Origin of the sequence: Citrobacter meridianamericanus (genome assembly GCF_041320245.1) — a bacterium.
Classification (GTDB): domain Bacteria; phylum Pseudomonadota; class Gammaproteobacteria; order Enterobacterales; family Enterobacteriaceae; genus Citrobacter; species Citrobacter meridianamericanus.
In genome coordinates this window covers 2,351,762-2,373,524 of the sequence record NZ_CP101036.1, presented here as the reverse complement: position 1 = coordinate 2,373,524, position 21,763 = coordinate 2,351,762, and the positions used below count along the sequence as shown (strand labels likewise).

Genomic DNA, 21,763 nt, shown 5'->3' with positions numbered 1-21,763 from the left:
AATGCAATGACTCCATAGGCCTAATCAGTGCAGAGCCATCAGGCACACCGCAAACGTTACACTGTCACAACCGGTACGCGCAGCGCCAGAGAACACATCAACTCATAGCCCACCGTTCCGGCAGAAGTGGCCACGTCGTCAATTTTAATCTCTTTGCCCCACAGCTCCACTGGGGTCCCTATCCCCGCCTGCGGGCACGGCGTCAGGTCTACCGCCAGCATATCCATTGAAACCGTTCCAACCGTACCGGTGCGAACGCCATCCACCAGCACCGGCGTTCCGCTTGGAGCATGGCGCGGATAACCGTCTGCATAGCCAGTCGCCACAATGCCAATACGCTGCTCGCCGCTGGCGGTATAGCGTCCACCGTAGCCCACCCGATCTCCGGCTTTCAACGTCTGTATGCCGATTATCTCGCTGCTCAGGGTCATTACCGGTTTGAGGCCGGTATTGGCAATGTCCCGCCATTGCCCCGACGGCGATGCACCGTACAAAATAATACCAGGGCGAACCCAATCGTAATGCGCTTCAGGGTGCCACAGCGTGGCGGCCGAATTGGACAGCGACCGTTTGCATTCCAGCCCTTCTGTCGCACGGGCAATGCGCGTCATGGCGTCCTGGATCCCCTCCGGGTGCTCCGCATCAGCAAAGTGCGACATTAATGTCATTTCGCCGACATTGGGCATTGCCCGCAGCTGTTGCCAGACTGTTGATACTCTCTCTGGTAAGAAACCCAGCCGGTTCATACCACTGTTCACCTTCAGGTAAACATCCAGCGGCGCGTTGAGGCGCGCATTCTGCAACGCTTTTAGCTGCCAGTTACTGTGCACGCAGGTGGTCAGACGATATTTGTCATACACGATCAGATCATCGACGTGGAAAAAGCCCTCCAGCATAAGTATCGGGCCTTTCCATCCTCGTTCACGCAGGGTTATCGCTTCCTCAAGATTGAGCATGGCAAAACCGTCGGTGGTGCCCAGCGCATTCCAGACACGTTCAATGCCGTGTCCGTATGCATTAGCTTTCACCACCGACCAGACGCGGGCGTCCGGCGCTGCCTGGCGGGTAATGGTCAGGTTTTGTTTCAACGCCTGCAGGTCAATGCTGGCCAGTATCGGGCGGGTCATCTCACGTCCTTATCAGTTATGTGCGCCATGTAAATGTCGTGGACGAGACGGAGTAAACCCCGGACTGTAACGCGCCACGCTCAGATCGTCGTAAGGAATAGCCGGCGTGCGACCGGAGAGAATGTCGCTGAGCAACTGACCCGAACCGCAGGCCATTGTCCAGCCCAGGGTGCCGTGCCCGGTGTTAAGCAGCAAATTCTTGAAACGGGTTCGCCCGACCACCGGTGTACCGTCCGGGGTCATCGGACGCAGCCCGGTCCAGAAGGTCGCCTGTTCCACATGCCCACCGCGTGGAAAGAGATCGCGTACAACCATCTCCAGCGTTTCACGACGGGGTTGTAGCAATTCAGTATTGAAGCCCACAATCTCCGCCATGCCGCCAACGCGAATACGGTTATCAAAGCGGGTAATGGCGATTTTGTAGGTTTCATCAAGGATAGTTGAAACCGGAGCACCGTCATCTTGCGCCACCGGAATGGTCAAAGAATAGCCCTTCAGCGGATAGACCGGAATGTCAACGATCCCTTTCAGCATCGCCGTGGAATAGGAGCCAAACGCCATCACATAGGCATCGGCTTTGACTATCTCTTCGCCACACTGAACGCCATAAATCTGCTCGCCATCGCTCAGTAGCTTATCGACCGGGGAGTTAAAACGAAACTTAACGCCCGCCTGCTCCGCCATCAGCGCCAGACGCTGGGTAAACAGCTGGCAGTCACCGGTTTCGTCATTCGGTAAACGCAGACCGCCGGTCAGCTTGTGCGCGACTTCCGCCAGCGCCGGTTCGACTTCCGCCAGGCGGCTTGCTTCCAGGAGCTGATAGGGTACGCCCGCATCTTCGAGCACGGCGATGTCGCGGGTGGCGTTCTCATACTGTTGAGCGGTACGGAACAGCTGTAACGTTCCGCCCTGACGTCCTTCGTACTCGATACCGGTAGAGGCACGCAGCGCTTTCAGGCAATCACGGCTGTATTCAGCCAGGCGCACCATCCGCCCCTTGTTTTCCATGTAGTGGCTGGTGTCGCAGTTGCGCAGCATTTGCCACATCCATTTCAACTGGAACTGCGTCCCGTCGAGGCGAATGGCCAGCGGAGCATGGCGCTGAAACATCCATTTAATTGCTTTAAGCGGTACGCCTGGCGCCGCCCATGGTGCTGCATAACCTGGAGAGATTTGCCCCGCGTTCGCGGCACTGGTTTCCAGTGCCGGACCGGGCTCACGATCAATGACGGTGACATCGTGTCCAGCCTGACTTAAGTACCAGGCGCTGGTCACGCCAACGACACCACTTCCCAGTATGACAACTCGCATAGCCACTCCGTTAACAGTAAAAGAACAATCATCTAATTACATCTTGATAACTCAGTTGAAAATATTATTCAACATATGGCTTTTTTATGGTGACTTATCTCACATATAGCAGTAACAGCAGGGAACTCTTTGCTTTGGCATCTCCTGCTGCGCGTTATTTTTATCCAGCATAAAATTTTGCAACCATGCCTTTTTTCGACGCCTCGCTAACGTGAAATCGCAAAGAAAAAATTTCTGCCACAGCACGTTTTTTAACACCATGTTCTATGCTTGAAATGAGGTACTCCAGACAGAGAGTGCCGCCAACAATGAGGGTGCGCGAATGGCTACGATTGATTCCATGAACAAGGACAGCACACGGTTAAGCGATGGACCCGACTGGACGTTTGATCTGCTGGATGTGTATCTGGCGGAAATAGACCGCGTGGCGAAACTCTACAGACTGGATACCTACCCGCACCAAATCGAGGTGATCACCTCCGAACAGATGATGGACGCGTATTCCAGCGTTGGGATGCCGATCAACTATCCTCACTGGTCGTTTGGTAAAAAGTTTATTGAAACCGAACGCTTGTATAAGCATGGTCAGCAGGGGCTGGCCTATGAGATTGTTATTAACTCCAATCCGTGTATCGCGTATCTGATGGAGGAGAACACCATTACCATGCAGGCGCTGGTGATGGCGCATGCCTGCTATGGACATAACTCCTTTTTCAAAAACAACTACCTGTTTCGTAGCTGGACGGATGCCAGTTCCATCGTCGATTACCTGATCTTCGCGCGAAACTATATTACCCAGTGCGAAGAACGCTATGGCGTGGATGAAGTCGAAAAGCTCCTCGACTCCTGTCATGCGTTGATGAATTACGGCGTTGACCGTTACAAACGCCCGCAAAAAATCTCCCTACAGGAAGAAAAAGCCCGGCAAAAAAGCCGTGAAGAGTATCTGCAAAGCCAGGTGAATATGTTGTGGCGCACGCTGCCGAAGAAAGAGGAAGAGAAAAGCGTGGCGGAAGCCCGGCGTTATCCCTCTGAGCCACAGGAAAACCTGCTGTACTTCATGGAGAAGAACGCCCCGCTGCTGGAGTCCTGGCAACGCGAAGTGCTGCGCATTGTGCGCAAGGTCAGCCAATATTTTTATCCGCAGAAACAAACACAGGTGATGAACGAAGGTTGGGCTACTTTCTGGCATTACACCATCCTGAACCACCTTTATGATGAAGGTAAAGTCACGGAACGGTTTATGCTGGAGTTTCTGCATAGCCATACCAACGTAGTGTTCCAACCGCCATACAACAGTCCGTGGTATAGCGGAATAAATCCTTATGCCCTCGGTTTTGCCATGTTCCAGGATATCAAACGTATTTGCCAGTCGCCAACCGAAGAGGACAAATACTGGTTCCCAAATATAGCCGGATCCGACTGGCTGGAAACCCTGCATTTCGCGATGCGCGATTTCAAAGATGAAAGTTTTATCAGTCAGTTTCTGTCCCCGAAGGTGATGCGTGATTTCCGCCTGTTCACCGTACTGGATGACGATCGTCATAACTATCTGGAGATTTCCGCGATTCATAACGAGGAAGGGTATCGTGAAATTCGTAACCGGTTGTCGTCGCAATATAACCTGAGCAACCTGGAGCCGAATATTCAAATCTGGAATGTCGATCTACGCGGCGACCGCTCCCTCACCTTGCGCTATATTCCGCATAACCGTGCTCCGCTGGATAAAGGACGCAAAGAGGTGCTGAAGCATGTGCACCGGTTATGGGGTTTTGACGTGATGCTGGAGCAGCAGAATGAAGATGGCAGCGTAGAGTTGCTGGAGCGTTGCCCGCCGAGGATGAACGGTCTGTAATAATAAAACCCCTCAAATGAGGGGTTTCTAATTAGCGGCCCTGAATGGCTAAGTCGCCCGGCAAGTTCTTCTGCATACGATGCCAAATCTCGCCACTATCGTGACCATAGCGACGCACCGTATCATATACCTGCTCATGAGCACCTTGCTCACAAAGTTCTGACAGCTTACGGTAGAAGCTCAGCGCCAGCGCGCGCGCCTCCGGATTGGCGAAGTAATGACGGCCAATGCGGGTATACAATCCTTTCATGCCATTGAGAATCAAACCATAGATCGGGTTGCCGGAGGCAAATGCCAGTCCACGAAAGATGTTGTAATCCAGATCGGCAAAGGCGTCAGCGTGGTCGGCAACCTGATTTGCCGTTGCCAGGACCTCCTGCGCTTTATCAGGATGCTGGCGAAACGCGGTGCGAATAAAGATTGTCGAAATATTGGTACGCACAGACAGCAGATTATCGATCAGCTGCGGCACACTTTCATGATCGAGACGCGCCAACGTTTCAAGGATATTCAGCCCCGAAGTTTCCCAGAAGTTATTCACCTTCGTCGGTTTGCCGTGTTGAATGGTCAACCAACCGTCCCGCGCCAGACGCTGTAATACCTCGCGTAACGTGGTACGTGTCACTCCAATAAGTTCAGAGAGTTCACGTTCAGCGGGCAAAATAGTGCCAGGTGGGAAGCGGTTATTCCAGATACTTTCAATGATGTACTCTTCCGCGAACCCCGCCGGGCTTTGCGCCTTAATGACCATAGTGATAATTCCATTACACAGCAAAACATAGTTACAGTTATCATACCAGACGGGTCACATAGCTGATAGCTGACGCAATGAAGAAAAAGTGGATCAAGGCTTCATTTTCCAGATAACGCTGAAGTACAACCAGGCTTGCCCGTCACGTGAATAGCTTGCCTGTACTCCCTCCTCCCGCTAAGCTTTGCGGTCAAACATAAAAACATGATTTCATTTTTAAAGGTAGGGAAATCACCATGGAGCTATCATGGGGCCGCGCTATGTGGCGCAATTTTTTAGGTCAATCACCTGACTGGTACAAACTTGCACTACTCATCTTCTTAGTCGTTAACCCGATTATTTTCTTCATTAATCCCTTCATTGCGGGCTGGCTGTTGGTAGCCGAGTTCATTTTTACGCTGGCGATGGCGCTAAAATGCTACCCGCTGCTGCCGGGCGGGTTGTTAGCCATAGAAGCAGTCATGATTGGCATGACCAGCGCTACACATGTGCGTGAAGAGGTTGCCGCTAACCTTGAAGTGCTTTTGCTGCTGATGTTTATGGTGGCTGGCATCTACTTTATGAAGCAGCTTCTGCTGTTTATTTTCACCCGTTTGCTGCTCACTATTCGCTCTAAGGCGTTGCTGTCACTGGCATTTTGCGTTGCCGCCGCCTTTCTCTCGGCATTTCTTGATGCGCTGACCGTCGTGGCCGTGGTGATCAGCGTAGCGGTCGGTTTTTATGGTATCTACCATCGTGTCGCCTCTTCCCGCACGGAAGACAATAATATGCTTGATGACAGCCATATCGATCAGCACCATAAGGTCGTTCTTGAGCAGTTCCGTGGTTTTCTGCGCAGTTTGATGATGCATGCGGGTGTCGGTACGGCGTTAGGCGGCGTGATGACCATGGTCGGCGAACCGCAAAACCTGATTATCGCCAAAGCAGCTGGCTGGCATTTTGGTGACTTCTTCCTGCGCATGTCGCCGGTCACCGTCCCGGTGCTGATTTGCGGCCTGCTAACCTGTGTGCTGGTTGAGAAGTTGCGTTGGTTTGGCTATGGCGATACGTTGCCGGAGACCGTGCGTGACGTTCTGCAACAGTTTGACGATCAGAGCCGTAAGCAACGTACTCGCCAGGACAAAATCAAACTGATTATCCAGGCGATTATTGGTGTCTGGCTGGTGATTGCTCTGGCCCTGCATCTGGCGGAAGTCGGATTAATTGGTTTATCGGTGATTATTCTGGCAACCTCGTTGACTGGCGTTACTGACGAACATGCGATTGGTAAAGCGTTTACCGAATCGCTGCCTTTCACCGCCCTGTTGACTGTGTTCTTCTCAATTGTTGCGGTTATTATCGATCAACAGCTTTTCTCGCCAATCATTCAGTTTGTTTTACAATCCTCCGAACATGCCCAACTGACGCTGTTCTACCTCTTCAACGGCCTGCTGTCTTCTATTTCTGATAACGTATTTGTCGGCACAATTTACATTAACGAGGCCAAAGCCGCGCTGGAACAGGGAACTATCAGCCTCAATCAATATGAACTGTTAGCGGTGGCGATCAATACCGGGACCAACCTGCCTTCCGTGGCCACGCCAAACGGCCAGGCGGCATTCCTGTTCCTGCTGACCTCCGCGCTGGCACCGTTGATTCGCCTGTCTTATGGCCGCATGGTGTGGATGGCTCTCCCTTATACCCTTGTTCTGACACTCGTCGGTCTGCTTTGCGTAGAGTTCACACTTGTTCCGGTGACCGAGTGGATGGCCCAAACGGGCTGGTTAGCTACACTTTCATAACAATTAACCGGGCAAATCACTGCCCGGTTTGACTTTTTGCATGATAAATATCCGATTACGCAAATTTTCAATTACCGCTAGTGGCGCATAAGTTGAATTGGTTTAAACTGCGGTCTCTACGCATGTTGCAGGGAAATGATTATGTTGCGATTTTTAAACCAGTGCTCCCGAGGTCGTGGAGCATGGTTATTGTTGGCGTTAACCGCCTTTGCGCTGGAGCTCGTCGCGCTTTGGTTCCAGCACGTCATGCTGCTAAAACCGTGCGTGTTGTGTATCTACGAACGTAGCGCATTATTCGGTGTAATGGGAGCGGGACTGGTAGGGGCTATCGCGCCAAAAACGCCGCTGCGCTATGTGGCGATGGTTATCTGGATTTACAGCGCCTGGCGCGGGTTTCAGTTGGCGTATGAACACACCATGATTCAGCTTTATCCTTCACCGTTTATGACCTGTGATTTTGCCGCCCGCTTCCCGAGCTGGCTGCCGCTGGACAAATGGCTTCCGCAAGTGTTTTTAGCCTCCGGCGACTGTGCTGAACGCCAGTGGTCTTTTTTAACCCTGGAAATGCCGCAGTGGCTGTTGGGGATCTTCGCCGCCTACCTGGTGGTCGCCGTGCTGGTAATCATAGCGCAGCCGTTTAAACCGAAAAAACGTGACCTCTTCGGTCGCTAACAGAGACGCGCATTCGGGAGCGTTAAACGTTGGTTTAACGCACTGTAATATAAAACATCCGTAAGACGTCCATCTTAGGTACAGAAAGCTCACAATGTCACCGTTGTGAGCTTTTTTTACCGGTTAAGAGAATATGTCGTCGTAATGGCTTTCGTATCAGTTTGCTGCAATCAGTCAGCACGAGTTCAACAACGGCTTACAATCTGATTCAAGCGAAGAGCTTAAGCTCGGCATACTAATACGTCGTTGAGAGTAACTTTCCCCCGCAACGGCTAGCCCGGTAAAACTCGCGCTGCATCGAATGCCGATGATCAATTTTCTGTAACAATTTTCCGTTATAAGTGATCTACCCCTCAATTTGGAATCTTTCTACTAGTTTATCTACCCGAGTAGATCTATTAATCTGCAGTAAAAATGCAATATCTACCCGAGTAGAATAGATAAAGTTAAAGCGCGCGCAATTATTGGCAGATAACGTCAAGGAGTTCTTATGAACACGCATTCATCCTCTGTACCCGTAACTGACGGTCAGCAAGCCGCACAGCAACGGTTGGAAACACCTGAAGGACGCCGCGAATTCTGGCGAGCGGCATTATCTTGTTGGCTGGGCACAACAATGGAATATGCCGATTTCGCTCTGTATGGCCTCGCAGCTGGCATTATATTTGGCGACATCTTTTTTCCCGAAGCAACGCCTGTTATGGCGCTGTTATCCAGCTTCGCTGCCTATTCCGTTGGGTTTATCGCCCGTCCCATCGGCGCGCTGTTATTCGGCTGGATCGGCGATCGTCATGGCCGAAAAATTGTGATGGTTATCACTATCGGGCTAATGGGCGTATCAACTATGTTGATCGGTTTAATTCCCAGCTACGCGCAAATTGGCGTTTGGGCGCCGGTGTGTCTGGTTATTTTACGATTTTCCCAAGGGCTGGGCGCCGGTGCAGAATTGTCAGGCGGCACCGTCATGCTCGGTGAATATGCCCCTGTTAAACGCCGCGGTCTGGTCTCTTCGATTATCGCCCTGGGTTCAAATAGCGGTACGTTGTTGGCCTCATTGGTTTGGCTCATCGTGCTGCAAATGGATAAAGACACCTTATTAAGTTGGGGGTGGCGTATTCCTTTTCTTTGTAGTTTCCTTATCGCCGCCACCGCCCTCTTTATTCGGCGTCATATGCGTGAAACGCCGGTATTTGAACGTCAAAAAGCACTCCTGCAGGCCGAACGAGAGAATGCGCTTCGTAAAGGTGAGGAGATGCAGCAGCACGACACGCGTAGTTTCTGGCAACGCACCCGTGCGTTCTGGACTATGGTCGGATTGCGTATCGGCGAAAATGGTCCCTCCTACCTGGCACAAGGATTCATTATTGGCTATGTTGCCAAAGTGCTGATGGTTGATAAATCGGTCCCCACTTTGGCGGTTTTTATCGCTTCAATTCTGGGGTTTGCCATTATTCCACTGGCAGGTTGGCTTTCTGATCGGTTTGGAAGACGTATCACCTATCGTTGGTTTTGTCTGTTGCTTATCCTGTATGCATTCCCGGCATTCATGTTGCTGGATTCCCGCGAGCCGTGGATTGTTATCCCAACAATTATTACGGGAATGGGACTCGCTTCCCTGGGAATTTTTGGGGTTCAGGCGGCATGGGGAGTTGAACTGTTTGGTGTAACCAACCGTTATACCAAAATGGCTTTCGCAAAAGAGCTGGGATCCATTATGTCTGGCGGTACGGCCCCACTCGTCGCCTCAGCGTTACTCTCGTTTTACGGCCACTGGTGGCCTATTGCCCTCTATTTTTCGCTCATGGCTGCTATTGGACTAGTGACGACTTTCTTCGCTCCGGAAACGCGCGGTCGCGATCTCAACCTGCCGGAGGATGCGATTTGAGACCTGAGAGCGTGGGATGCGCGTTCTTTACCAAAGATTTTTGGGTCATAACACCTTATGCTGGCTGGCAAAACGAACACTCTGAACAAAATCAGGTTGGTGCCTTATGACTCAATCACATTCACAACGTGTAACCCGCTCCGATGTCGCGAAAGAAGCAGGAACGTCTGTCGCTGTAGTGAGCTACGTTATTAATAATGGTCCGCGTCCGGTGGCCGAAGCGACCCGACAACGCGTATTGCAGGCCATAAAAAAGACGGGATATCGACCCAATGGTATAGCGCGAGCCCTCGCTTCAGGCAGTACACATACTTACGGGCTCATTGCTCCTGACATATCGAACCCGTTTATTGCCTCAATGGCACACGCCCTGCAACATGAGGCATTTGCTGATGGCAAGGTGCTTCTGCTTGGTGATGCGGGTGACAATAGCGGACGTGAACGAGAATTGATTAATAATATGCTGAATCGTCAGGTTGATGGACTTATCTATACCAGTGTAGATCGGCATCCCTATATTGAGCTGATTCAGGATAGCGGTACGCCTTGTGTCATGTTGGATCGTGTAGATCCCAGTCTGAATGTGAGTGTGATTCAGGTAGATGAACAGCTAGCAGCCAGACAGGTCACACAACATCTTATTGATCACGGTTACCGTGACATTGGCATAATTTGTGGTCCACGTGAAATGTTGAACACGCAGGATCGTATCAAAGGATGGCAGTTAGCATTGGAGGAATCCTCGCTCTCTGTCAATCCCTCCTGGATCTTTTCGACTAACTATACCCGTGCCGGAGGCTACGAGGCGACGAAACGCATGTTACAAGGAGTGCCTCCACGCGCGCTGTTCGCTACCAATGAGCAGCAAGCGCTTGGGTGCTTACGGGCACTGGCAGAACAAGGGCTCCACGTTCCACAAGATGTGGCTTTGGTCTGCTTTAACGCAACACAGGAATCGGCCTACAACGTACCTTCCCTAACCGCCGTTCGACAACCGGTAGACAAAATGGCCCGGGCGGCAATCGATATGTTGAAAAACTGGAATGGAGAAGTTCGCCGCATTGAATTTGAGTTTTTTTTACAAGTGGGAGAGTCGTGTGGCTGCCAGGGACATGAAGTACAATCCGAAACCAGATAAACGTGAATCTATGCGTGTGATTATCGATTGCGATCCAGGTAATGGGATTCCCGGTGCCAATATCGATGATGGCCTCGCGCTGGCACTCGCCATTGCCGCACCGCAAATCTCTCTGGAAATGATCACCACCGTAGCCGGAAATACACCGGTTGAGGTTGGATATGCTGTAGCCAAAGACCTCGTAAAAAGACTGGATGTCCCAATCCCTGTCTATTGTGGCGCCTCACGTGCACTCAGAGAAGATCCTTTGCCATGGAGAGAAAAGCTCGATCATGGTGTGGAGCACTTTGGCTTACGCCAACTCTGGGAAGATGTTCCCACTCCTCAGGCATCTCGCCACGCCAAACCTATTGCGCCTGAAGCGATCGGTGAGCTGATATGTCACAACCCCGGCGAGATAACTCTGATTGCAACGGGTCCGCTTACTAATGTGGCTATTGCGCTGCAACTCTATCCGCAGCTTATTCATGCGGTAAAAAAGATTGTGATTATGGGCGGTGTGTTTAACGTTCCAGGGTATATGAAAGACACCAATTTTGGTTTGGATCCAGAAGCAGCCCATGCCGTGCTGACCAGCGGAGCGCCAGTAACATTAGTTCCTATGGATGTCACAACAAAAACGCAGATGCTCCATGCTGATTTAGATCGTCTGGCTTCGGCAGAAAACGTTCTGGGTCGTTATCTGGAGCAAACTATCCGCCCATGGATTACGTATTCTATGCGCACCCGAAATCTGCCCGGATGCTGGATACACGATGTGCTGACAGTCGCCTGGCTGCTTGACTCCTCTCTCGCTACAACCACAGAAGACTTTCTGGATGTCTCGCTTGAAGGACTGACCCGCGGTATGACCTGTCGCTATGGACGTAACATATTACGTCTCGACGTGGGAATACCTGAGCCCAAAGGAGTAATGATAGAAATTCTTCAGTCTGTTGATAACCAAAAACTTCTTTCACTGATTGAACACTATATCCATCGCTATCATGTGTAGCATGCCGAAACAGGAAAGAATGTATTAGCACAGTATATAAGCTCATATTGTTCCGGAGGAAAAATGAATGCGTTGGCACTCCTCTTATCCGCTGAAGGAGAATCCCTTTTAATTACGTTATGTAAAATATGTGCCGCATTTTTTCTGGGAGGAGTCCTCGGACTTGAAAGAGAATCAAAAGGGAAGCCAGTCGGGTTTAAAACGTGCGTGATAATATCCGTCGCCAGCTGTGTGCTGACCATCGTTTCGATTCAGTCAGCCGAATATTACGCTGAGATATCGATGAATATACGTAGCGACCCTATGCGGCTTGCCGCTCAAGTCATCAGTGGTGTAGGCTTTCTGGGAGCAGGAGTTATCCTGCATCGCCATGATGATGCGATATCCGGATTGACGACAGCAGCAATCGTTTGGGCTTCTGCTGGTATAGGAATTACATGTGGGGCTGGCTTTTATCTCCATGCCATACTTGCAACAGGATTATTCCTTCTGGCAATAAAACTTAGCTATTTCGTCATCTTTTTACAAACCCGAAACCAGTCACCAGGTAAAGTTAAAATTCGAATTGTCCTGGATGATAAATCGGGGCTACAAACGCTGATTGACAGTATTCATCAGCAAAAAAATGTTATTGAGAACATCACTATTCGCGATCTAAAAAAGAGGAAAATCGAAGTTAATCTTAAGGTGATAATCAGGAAGAAAATAACTTTACCTGAACTTTACGGCAATCTGTCTGCCATTGATCATGTTTATGCTATCGCGCTGGAGCACTAATTATTTTGTACAGGGTCGAGAAACCAGATTAAAGTTAAAGGCGGTATCAAAAGTTACCCGGCTGGAAAACGAGTAAAATTACCCCCTGATTGACAGTAAACAACGCGACGAAGGGAAGCGCCCTGGCTTTTGTAGCAGATATTCACTCCTGAAAAAGCAAATCCATAAGATTCGCGTTGTCTGTTTTTTCACCATTCAATTTCCGCAACAGCATTTCTCTTGCAAGTGTTTGTAAAGAAAAAATAATATCAGGCTGAACTCGTTTCATTTTGCTGAGGTTCGCATCAGAATTCACCAGAGCAATTATTTTTGTTGTACTACCGACCAGTTCTTTAGCCGCCAGCACAATAAAAGCATTGTCTGAGTCATCATCGCGCAAAACCAGTATATAGCGTGCCTTATCGGCTTCAGCACTATTGAGCGCTTTATTATCAGATGGATCACCAACAATCACGTCAGCATTTTCTGGATAGTCATGAGGAATGCCCGGAGGCACTATTACGGTGACCTTCTCATTTTGTTCGCAAAGCCCATGATAAACACTGACAGCAAGCGGGGTAGTGCCAATAATAATGATATGGTTTTTACGCATCACGTGTGAAATTCTTCCTTTAATCATACGCCGGAGGTTCCCTCCGAGCATTGGACCGATTATAGCACTGATCGAAGTTGCGAAGACGGTGATGCCGAGAATAATGATCGATACTGTAAATAGTCGGGCAGTCGATGTTACCGGAACAATATCTCCATAACCCACAGTGGACATGCTTACTGTTGAAAAATACAGCGCATCAGATAACTCACTTATTACTGGCCTGAACTCCTCTCCTAAATAGAGTGACCCACAAAGTGCATAAAGCAGTAGCGAAACGAAGCTCACTAACGCGAACAGTGTTCCAGCAGCCAGGCTGGACTGGTTAAAAACACGCCAGAACCAAATTAGAAAAAGACAGTCCACTACCGACAGCAACCCAATATGATAAGAACTGTTCGGCATTAAAAAGCTGAAAAGACTTATGGCAATAAGAAGAATTATTGTAAACGTCCATGCCACTCTGGCACGCAAAAAAAGTCCGATACTCATGAGCACTATCGCAATGCCAAGCATCACCTGCGGTAGCGTTAATAACCCTAATGTGGAGATAATCTCTTTCCAGCCAGAAAACTGTCCGGTGGACTGCAACAAAAAATGCCAGACCTGAGTCAAGAGTGGCCTGAGAAATACGCTGCCAATAAACAGCGTCAGCGTCGCAAGCCACAAGTTGGGTGTAAGGAAAACAGACAAAAATTTGAGTCTGGTAGAAAGTGTTTTCATCGAAAATCTCCAGAAAACCTCAAAAATGAGAATGGAGGGTATGCCAACCAGACCTTCATCTCAAGCACAAGCTCCTTTTTCTAACCGCCTATGCAATGAAAAACAGCGCTTGGACATTGCTTGCTGGCATCTATAAGATGCATATTTAATGCATCTTATAGATGCCACATTAAGGAGATGTCTTATGTCCCATTTACGCATCCCGGCAACCTGGAAAGTAAAACGCTCTACTCCCTTCTTCACCAAAGATAACGTCCCGGCAGCACTGTTGTCTCACCACAACACCGCAGAGGGCGTCTTTGGGCAGCTCTGCGTGATGGAAGGTACGGTAACGTATTATGGCTTTGCTAATGAAGACGCAAAAGTGCCTGAAGTGAAAGTGGTGATTAATGCCGGTCAATTTGCGACCAGTCCACCGCAGTACTGGCATCGCGTTGAATTAAGCGACGATGCGCAATTCAACATTAACTTCTGGGTGGAAGATGATAACCACTCCGATGAGATGTATCAGGCGAAAAAGTCTTAACCCTCAACGCCGGTTAGTCGATGGGCGGCTTAGTCCGCCCATGATGGTTTGTTCAGGATAGGCGGCATTATTATTTTAAAGTGCGCCGAAGCGAGCAGAAAGCAGTCGTAAAGCAGAGTGTTAGCGCAAGACGAATCACCACCTACAGAGGTTTGAGTTGTTTTGCGCTAATTTTTTGCCCCATCTATGCCCCATCACACAGCCAACCCACCAAAAGCACAAAGCCTTGCAAACCGATGGAAAGCTTTGTGTGTTATGTTGCTATGTTCATTGTCAGATGAGATGTATCAAGTTAATAAAGCAGTGAATTTTCATTATGCCTCATGCCTCATGCCTCATATATGGAAAATTTATAATGGATAACTATAAATTTTTATAGCATAATCATGTCAATTACATTAACATAATTGGTTTAATTGTGAACAACAAACTAAACTCAGTACAAATACTAAGAGGATTAGCTGCATTATCTGTAGTTCTTTTTCACTACAGATTTTGGTTATCTCCATTGTATGGTGATTTAACTATTCCTAATAAATATTTCTCTTGGGGTTCTGCTGGTGTTGATTTATTTTTTGTAATAAGTGGATTCATAATGTTCCACATTACAAGCAAAAAACCATCAGGCTTAAAATATGCATTATTCTTTTCCGTTGAGAGACTTACAAGAATATTACCAACTTATTTTATAGCTTTATTCATTGCATTTTACTATACGTGGGAGGTTGGTTATTTTGTTGACCCTGGAAAGTTGCAAAATATAATTAGTGCATTAACTTTCACCCCTTTCGTTGATGCATACCCACCACTTTATATTGATGCTGGTGGTATTTTTGTTATCAGGTGGACACTAAACTATGAACTATATTTCTATTTGATTTTTGCGCTATGTATTATTTTTAACAAAAAAATACCAGGGGTTATACTTTGGATAATAGCTACAGCTATAGCAGGTTTTTATATTACCGGAAAGATTACACTTTCAACTACAGGTTATGAAACTGGCTCTCCTGTTCTTAGTTTTCTGACTAACCCTATTATATTTGAATTTGTGCTTGGTATTTTAGCAGGATATACAGTAAAACATTCTGAAAAATGGAGTTGCAAGACAAAATTAGCTTTCTCATTTTTTACTGCATTAATTTTTATTTACGCAATAGATAACAAATTGATTGAAGGTTATAACTTAAAAACAGGAGTTATCTCTTATTTTATTTTGGTAACTTTCGTTATAAACGATAGAGTAATTACCAGAATAACACCATCCTTCTTTGTTATGCTTGGTAATATTTCCTTCTCATGGTATCTGCTTCATAACCAGATAGGTAGTTACATTTCATGGCAGGTTGAGGCTAATAATCCAGGCGTGATGCACAATGCCTACGGATTCACTATTTTACTAATTTTATCAATATGTATTGCGTGGCTTTCACATAAATATATTGAAGGAATGCTTACCAACAAGATTAGAAACAAGATATTCATGAGTAGGCCTGGTAAACTAGTAGATATGAGGAAGGTAAATCAGGGGGCATAATTCGCCCCCCCCCTGAATATTAGTTCTGAATATCTGACTGACTCATAGATATAGCGGTCCAGTATCCGTAGTTTGCATCATAAGCAAATCTTATAGACCGGTGACGACCTGTTGCCGGACTTGTCCCTCCTGAAACTCTGAATTCAGAAGACCAGTTTACTGTCAATTCATCAACTCCAGAAATGTTATGAATAGTTATATCAATAATCGCACCGTCTAATTTTTTGTGACAGATGTAACATTAATTGGCGATCCAGTAGTTGATACAACGCAGTAAGATGATAAAAATGGGTTTATTTGCACAGTACCATTTACGGAAACTGTATTGTTACTACGCGATGGATAAGGGTCAGTGCTTTCCTTTTGAGTTCCAGAGGAAATGTTGAAAATTTTCTCATATGTATTTCTTGTCCCATTGTCAACGATTATAGAATCATTACCAAGAAGGCTCATACCAATAACTCTATTATCATGCGATAAAGAGTTGAAATCAATACCACTACTAACGCCACCAATGAAGCTATTAGCATATGAACCCTGAACCTGAATTGCAGGAGATGAATAACCAACTTTCAGGCCAATAAAATTGTTAGCATACTTTGTTTTATGCAATAAAATATCAATAGCTGTATTTACCTCAAGATCCATTCCAATAACTGTATTACCAGTTGACTGGTTTCTAATATCTGTTGCGTGACCAAACTCAATACCTATGTTGTTACCTTCTGATGTTTCATTTATAAATGTACAGTTAGACATAAAAACACCACAAATCCCACTACCAGAAGTATGTTCTATAGTGCAATTTATGTAGGTGTTTGCAGAAGATCCACGATCATTATCAGTTCCAAATTCACAATCAGCTAAAATACCGTGAGTAGGTATTATTTGGAAATTTTCAATATTTTTACTACATTGAATATTTTCATAGTGGCAAAGTTGTGTCCACCTGTAAATAGACCCGTTTTAGTTCCATGCATTTTTTGAGATCCCGGCCAAATGATTGTGTTGCCGATATTCCTCCGGCGTCATATTGTTCAGTGATTCATGAGGGCGTTCACAGTTATATTCTGAAACCCATTTTTCCGTGATTTCCCGCACTTCATTCAGCTTTTTGAACAGATAAAAATCGAGTATTTCTGTACGGTATGTTCGGTTAAAGCGCTCAATAAAAGCGTTCTGCGTCGGCTTACCCGGCTGGATAAACTCCAGCATGTTTCTCTGCCCATTCAGCCAGTGCCAGTGAGATAAATTCCGGACCGTTATCCATGCGTAGCATGACCGGATAGCCGCGATTTGCCGCAATCCTGTCGAGTACACGGACCACGCGCAGAGCTGGCAGATTCAGATCGATTTCAATCGACAACCCCTCACGGTTAAAGTCACCAACGACATTGAACGTGCGAAAACGACGGCCACAGACTAGGACATCATGCATAAAATCGACAGACCAGCTCTGGTTCAGCGCTTCCGGCGTGGCCAGTGGCGAAGGATTACGCAGCGGCAACCGCTGTTTGCCCTTTCGTCGAAAATTCAGCTTCAGCAGACAATAAATACGATGGATCCTTTTGTGATTCCACGGGTGTTCCTGCCGCCGCAAAACCTGGAAAAGTTTTGGAAAACCGTATCGTAGGTATCGCTCTGCCACTGCCTGTAACGCGACAATAACGGGTTCGTCACGCGTGGTATCCGGGCGGTAATGGTAAACCGTTCTGATCAGATTCAGACTCCGGCAGGCCTGACGGATACTGAGTCTAAATATCGTTATCAGATGAGTGACCAACTCACGCTTAAAGGCTGGTTTTAAAGCTTTTTTTCGATAACGTCTTTCAGCGCCCGGTTCTCAAGGCTCAGGTCGGCAAACATCTGTTTGAGACGTCGGTTCTCGTCCTCAAGATCTTTGATCTTTTTAATATCAGAAGCCTCCATGCCGCCGTATCTGGACTTCCAGTTGTAGTAGGTGGCTTCAGAAATACCGGCCTCCCGGCAGACATCTTTAACAGTTCGTACGGTTTCAACCGACTTAATCACAGCGATGATCTGATGCTCAGTAAAACGGGCTTTACGCATAGCGATCTCCTTCGTTGGCAGATTGATTATGCCGGATGATCTCTAAATGTGAATGGCACGATTATGCGGGCTACTTACACCGTCACCACTTATCCATGATGAGTACCATCGCTTTCTTGAAAGATACCCATGCGAACAGATGCGTAACCTGTGGAAGCTTGCGTTTAACACAGGCATGCGACACGGTGAGATATGCGCACTGGCATGGGAGGACATCGACACTAAGAACTGGACTATACGGATTAGCAGGAACCCTGCTATTTCTGATCACTTCACGCCGCCAAAGACAGAAAGCGGGAACCGAACAATTAACCTCACCACTCCGGCTATCGAGGCACTAAAAAGCCAGATGGCTTATACCAGAATGGGGAACAACATCAGATAGACGTTCACCTAAGAGAGTTTGGCAGAACTCGCCGTGATGAATGCACATTCGTTTTTGTTCCCAGGCTAACAGCACGGAATGGTAAAGGAGGTGAATGGTACTCGCCCAGGTCATTCTCAGGAACGTGGAACAACATATTAAGAAGGCGTGGTATTCCGCACCGCAAGTCATATGAGTCCCGACACACTTACGCTTGCTGGGCATTAAGCGCCGAGGCCAACCCCAACTTCATTGCATATCAAATGGGACATACGTCGGCATAGATGTTTTACAGCGTTTACGGTAAATGGATGACAGACAACAATGGTAACCAACTGGCAATATTGAACGCTAATTTTGGAGGTAATGCCACACAGATGCCCCACGCTCAAAACGAGTAGAACCAAAATCCTTTAATCTCATGACGTTAATCAGCCCATGATGGTTTGTTCAGGATATGATCCTGCCAGTCACGCACTTCCGATTCTTTCACCGCTATATGACGGACTGAAATACGTTCACCGTGCATCGCCGCTTTTGAACCCGTCAGCAGCGGATGCCACTCCGGCAGCCCTTTCCCTTCAGCGAGCAGACGATAAGCGCAAGTCATCGGCAACCATTCAAAAGTGGGCAGATTATCACGCGTGAGTTTGATGCAATCAGGTTCATACTCGAAGCGACGCTCATAGTTACGGCACTGGCAAGTTTTGATATTGAGCTGCTTACAGGCAACGTTGGTGAAGTAAATTTCATCGGTGTCTTCATCCATCAACTTGTGCAGACAGCACTGTCCGCAGCCGTCGCACAACGACTCCCATTCGGCGTCGGTCATTTCATCAAGGGTTTTACTTTGCCAGAAAGGTAATTCGCTCATCGGGATGTCCACATCAAAAATCAGGTTGCACCTTATAACCAGTCTGGCACGCTGATGCAAGTTTTGCCGCCCGAAAAGGCGGCAATGAGGATTTACAGTACGCGGGTGGATAACGTATAACCGTTGAAATTGACTTCCAGTTCGTCACCATTATGCAGCGGCCCGACGCCTGCTGGCGTTCCCGTAAGCACAACATCGCCCGCTTTGAGAGTAAAGAAACGGCTCATATAGGCAATCAAAGGAACGATGTGATGGATCATCTCCGCCGTGGAGCCATGCTGGCGCTGTTCGCCGTTTACCGTCAACCCGAGCATCGTATCCTGCGGATCGCCGTTAAACTCCGCCACCGGAATAAACCCCGACAGCGGACAAGAGTTATCAAAACCTTTCGCTTTTTCCCACGGCTGCCCCGCTTTCTTCATTTTCCCCTGAATATCGCGCAGAGTCAGATCCAGCGCTACGCCATAGCCAGCGATGGCTTTACGCACATGTTCTTCGGTCGCCTGACGCAAGGTCGCGCCAATCAGTACGGCCAGCTCAACCTCATGGTGAACCGCCCCCATATCGGATGGGATCACCAGCGGCTGGCGTAAATCACACAGCGCGGTTTCCGGTTTAATAAACAGAACCGGTTCTTCCGGCGTCGCACTGCCCATTTCCTGGATGTGTTTGGCATAGTTACTGCCCACGCAAACCACCTTACTCACCGGATAATCCAGCAGAGCACCATGCCAGTTGTGATGTTGATACATTACTTTCCCCTAACGTAGTCATAGATTTCAGGTACTGCATCGATGGAACGTGCTGCTGCCGGATGCAGTTTAGCCTTTAGCGTCTGGTATATTTTGTTTTGCCGTGGCCAGATGCTGTTTGAGTAAATCTTCTGGCGGCGGTGGTATTTGTAAATAATAGCCCTGCTCGGTTAAGGCCTGTTTTACTTTTTCAAGATCGGCATTAACCAGTTTTTTACGGCCATCAAGCGGCAACATCATTGCCAGCGTCGGTTGACCAAATCCTTTCATCAGTTCTTCAGGAACGCGTGAAAAATCGTCTTTTTTTTCGACATATAAATAGGTCTGGTCACGTTTGCTGCTTCGGTAGATCACACAAAACATATCTTTTACTCTGAATTCACGGAATGGTGGCTTGCCTCAATATAATACTGACTATAACATGCCTTATAGTCTTCGGAATATCACCCCGCGCTGGGGATGATAAATAGCAAATTGAGTAAGGCCAGGATGTCAAACACGCCAATCGAGCTTAAAGGCAGTAGCTTCACCTTATCAGTGGTTCATTTACATGAAGCAGAACCCGAGGTTATTCGTCAGGCGTTGGAAGACAAAATCGCGCAGGCACCGGCTTTTTTAAAACATGCTCCCGTCGTAGTTAACGTGAGTGGTCTTGAAAGCCCGGTAAACTGGCCAGCGCTGCAGAAAGTTGTCGCGTCTACCGGATTGCGCATTATCGGCGTTAGCGGATGCAAAGACGCCAGACTCAAAGCTGAAATCGACGAAATGGGTCTTCCTTTACTGACTGAAGGTAAAGAAAAAGCGATTCGTTCAGCTCCCATTGAGGCTTCGCCCCCCGTCGCAGCGCCGCAAAACGTTACTCCCATCACAAAAACACGATTAATAAATGTGCCGGTTCGTTCCGGTCAGCGCATTTATGCTCCACAATGTGATCTGATTGTTACAAGCCACGTCAGTGCGGGCGCAGAGCTTATCGCTGATGGCAATATTCATGTTTATGGCATGATGAGAGGCCGTGCGCTGGCAGGTGCAAGCGGCGATCGGGAAGCACAAATTTTTTGTACCCATCTGACGGCAGAACTGGTGTCTATCGCAGGTGTTTATTGGCTGAGTGATAAAATCCCAGCAGAATTTTATGGCAAAGCGGCCCGTCTGCAATTAGCAGAAAACGCTTTGACAGTTCAACCGTTGAATTGATCCCTTTTTAACAAGGAATTTCTATGGCACGCATTATTGTTGTTACTTCGGGTAAAGGGGGCGTTGGCAAAACCACCTCCAGCGCGGCCATCGCTACAGGTTTGGCCCAGAAGGGAAAGAAAACTGTCGTTATTGATTTTGATATCGGCCTGCGTAACCTCGATCTGATTATGGGTTGTGAACGCCGCGTCGTTTACGACTTCGTCAACGTTATTCAGGGCGATGCGTCGTTAAATCAGGCGTTAATCAAAGATAAGCGTACCGAAAATCTCTTTATTCTTCCGGCCTCACAGACTCGTGATAAAGACGCGCTGACGCGTGAAGGCGTCGCGAAAGTTCTGGACGACCTGAAAACGATGGAATTTGACTTCATCGTCTGCGACTCCCCGGCGGGTATTGAAACCGGCGCGCTGATGGCCCTGTATTTTGCCGATGAAGCGATTATCACCACTAACCCGGAAGTCTCCTCTGTACGTGACTCTGACCGTATTCTGGGTATTCTGGCGTCGAAATCTCGTCGTGCGGAAAACGGTGAAGATCCGATTAAAGAGCATTTGTTGCTGACGCGCTACAACCCTGGGCGCGTAAATAAAGGTGACATGCTGAGCATGGAAGACGTACTGGAAATTCTGCGAATCAAGTTGGTTGGCGTGATTCCTGAAGATCAGTCAGTCCTGCGCGCGTCTAACCAGGGTGAGCCGGTTATTCTCGACATCAATGCTGATGCCGGTAAAGCCTATGCTGATACCGTAGACCGTCTGTTGGGAGAAGAACGTCCTTTCCGCTTCATTGAAGAAGAGAAGAAAGGTTTCCTCAAACGCCTGTTCGGAGGATAAG

Annotated in this window: 19 protein-coding genes and 2 pseudogenes; 12 read left to right on the top strand and 9 right to left on the bottom strand. The window is 48.0% G+C overall.

What is annotated here, in order from left to right; translation table 11 throughout:
- Positions 1–56 precede the first annotated feature (56 nt).
- Complete coding sequence (gene dadX / locus NMD08_RS11405) at positions 57–1,127, bottom strand: catabolic alanine racemase DadX (protein ID WP_370620154.1); 1,071 nt, start codon at positions 1,125–1,127, stop codon at positions 57–59.
- A gap of 12 nt (positions 1,128–1,139) precedes the next feature.
- Positions 1,140–2,438: a D-amino acid dehydrogenase gene (locus NMD08_RS11400; protein WP_370620153.1), complete on the bottom strand. Its 1,299-nt coding sequence runs from the start codon at positions 2,436–2,438 to the stop codon at positions 1,140–1,142.
- Between the two features lie 322 nt (positions 2,439–2,760).
- Here NMD08_RS11400 and NMD08_RS11395 point away from each other — a divergent pair, with 322 nt between their 5' ends.
- A complete protein-coding gene (locus tag NMD08_RS11395) occupies positions 2,761–4,293 on the top strand; it encodes a SpoVR family protein (RefSeq protein ID WP_187252304.1) in 1,533 nt (510 codons plus the stop codon).
- Between the two features lie 31 nt (positions 4,294–4,324).
- Here NMD08_RS11395 and fadR read toward each other — a convergent pair whose 3' ends face one another.
- Complete coding sequence (fadR, locus tag NMD08_RS11390; RefSeq protein ID WP_252837660.1) at positions 4,325–5,044, bottom strand: fatty acid metabolism transcriptional regulator FadR; 720 nt, start codon at positions 5,042–5,044, stop codon at positions 4,325–4,327.
- A 236-nt stretch (positions 5,045–5,280) separates the two neighbouring features.
- On the opposite strand from fadR, the gene nhaB reads away from it, so the two are divergent.
- From nhaB to NMD08_RS11360, 6 genes are all read left to right on the top strand, one after another.
- Positions 5,281–6,825 carry a Na(+)/H(+) antiporter NhaB gene (gene nhaB / locus NMD08_RS11385; RefSeq protein WP_286544655.1) on the top strand — a complete coding sequence of 515 codons (1,545 nt, stop codon included), beginning with the start codon at positions 5,281–5,283 and terminating at the stop codon, positions 6,823–6,825.
- A 141-nt stretch (positions 6,826–6,966) separates the two neighbouring features.
- The gene (dsbB, locus tag NMD08_RS11380; protein WP_370620152.1) at positions 6,967–7,497 is read left to right on the top strand and encodes a disulfide bond formation protein DsbB; all 531 of its coding nucleotides are present in this window, start codon (positions 6,967–6,969) and stop codon (positions 7,495–7,497) included.
- A 490-nt stretch (positions 7,498–7,987) separates the two neighbouring features.
- Entirely contained in the window at positions 7,988–9,382 is a 1,395-nt protein-coding gene (locus tag NMD08_RS11375) for an MFS transporter (RefSeq protein ID WP_151219443.1), read from the top strand.
- A 106-nt stretch (positions 9,383–9,488) separates the two neighbouring features.
- Entirely contained in the window at positions 9,489–10,520 is a 1,032-nt protein-coding gene (locus tag NMD08_RS11370; RefSeq protein WP_151219444.1) for a LacI family DNA-binding transcriptional regulator, read from the top strand.
- Positions 10,521–10,530: 10 nt separating this feature from the next.
- Entirely contained in the window at positions 10,531–11,514 is a 984-nt protein-coding gene (locus tag NMD08_RS11365) for a nucleoside hydrolase (RefSeq protein WP_370620206.1), read from the top strand.
- A 63-nt stretch (positions 11,515–11,577) separates the two neighbouring features.
- Complete coding sequence (locus NMD08_RS11360; RefSeq protein ID WP_210905186.1) at positions 11,578–12,291, top strand: MgtC/SapB family protein; 714 nt, start codon at positions 11,578–11,580, stop codon at positions 12,289–12,291.
- Between the two features lie 142 nt (positions 12,292–12,433).
- Here the strand turns inward: NMD08_RS11360 and kch are convergent, their stop codons facing one another.
- Entirely contained in the window at positions 12,434–13,606 is a 1,173-nt protein-coding gene (gene kch / locus NMD08_RS11355) for a voltage-gated potassium channel protein (protein WP_151219445.1), read from the bottom strand.
- A gap of 184 nt (positions 13,607–13,790) precedes the next feature.
- On the opposite strand from kch, the gene NMD08_RS11350 reads away from it, so the two are divergent.
- Both NMD08_RS11350 and NMD08_RS11345 read left to right on the top strand, forming a co-directional pair.
- The gene (locus NMD08_RS11350) at positions 13,791–14,132 is read left to right on the top strand and encodes a DUF1971 domain-containing protein (protein ID WP_187258841.1); all 342 of its coding nucleotides are present in this window, start codon (positions 13,791–13,793) and stop codon (positions 14,130–14,132) included.
- Between the two features lie 418 nt (positions 14,133–14,550).
- Positions 14,551–15,669 carry an acyltransferase family protein gene (locus tag NMD08_RS11345; RefSeq protein WP_252837662.1) on the top strand — a complete coding sequence of 373 codons (1,119 nt, stop codon included), beginning with the start codon at positions 14,551–14,553 and terminating at the stop codon, positions 15,667–15,669.
- A gap of 216 nt (positions 15,670–15,885) precedes the next feature.
- On the opposite strand, the gene NMD08_RS11340 is transcribed toward NMD08_RS11345, so the two are convergent.
- Positions 15,886–16,428: a hypothetical protein gene (locus NMD08_RS11340; RefSeq protein WP_370620151.1), complete on the bottom strand. Its 543-nt coding sequence runs from the start codon at positions 16,426–16,428 to the stop codon at positions 15,886–15,888.
- Positions 16,429–16,635: 207 nt separating this feature from the next.
- Positions 16,636–17,739 (bottom strand): annotated as a pseudogene (locus NMD08_RS11335) (IS3 family transposase).
- Positions 17,740–17,818: 79 nt separating this feature from the next.
- On the opposite strand from NMD08_RS11335, the pseudogene NMD08_RS11330 reads away from it, so the two are divergent.
- A pseudogene (locus NMD08_RS11330) lies at positions 17,819–18,504 on the top strand (site-specific integrase); the annotation flags it as partial.
- A 26-nt stretch (positions 18,505–18,530) separates the two neighbouring features.
- Here the strand turns inward: NMD08_RS11330 and NMD08_RS11325 are convergent.
- The 3 genes from NMD08_RS11325 to NMD08_RS11315 form a co-directional block, all read right to left on the bottom strand.
- Entirely contained in the window at positions 18,531–18,977 is a 447-nt protein-coding gene (locus tag NMD08_RS11325; protein ID WP_151219447.1) for a YcgN family cysteine cluster protein, read from the bottom strand.
- 92 nt (positions 18,978–19,069) lie between these two features.
- Positions 19,070–19,729, bottom strand: a complete 660-nt coding sequence (locus NMD08_RS11320) for a fumarylacetoacetate hydrolase family protein (RefSeq protein WP_151219448.1) — start codon at positions 19,727–19,729, stop codon at positions 19,070–19,072.
- A 69-nt stretch (positions 19,730–19,798) separates the two neighbouring features.
- The gene (locus NMD08_RS11315) at positions 19,799–20,092 is read right to left on the bottom strand and encodes a YcgL domain-containing protein (protein WP_151219449.1); all 294 of its coding nucleotides are present in this window, start codon (positions 20,090–20,092) and stop codon (positions 19,799–19,801) included.
- 126 nt (positions 20,093–20,218) lie between these two features.
- On the opposite strand from NMD08_RS11315, the gene minC reads away from it, so the two are divergent.
- The gene (minC, locus tag NMD08_RS11310) at positions 20,219–20,926 is read left to right on the top strand and encodes a septum site-determining protein MinC (RefSeq protein WP_187252302.1); all 708 of its coding nucleotides are present in this window, start codon (positions 20,219–20,221) and stop codon (positions 20,924–20,926) included.
- A 23-nt stretch (positions 20,927–20,949) separates the two neighbouring features.
- Positions 20,950–21,762, top strand: a complete 813-nt coding sequence (gene minD / locus NMD08_RS11305; protein ID WP_003020956.1) for a septum site-determining protein MinD — start codon at positions 20,950–20,952, stop codon at positions 21,760–21,762.
- Position 21,763 lies beyond the last annotated feature (1 nt).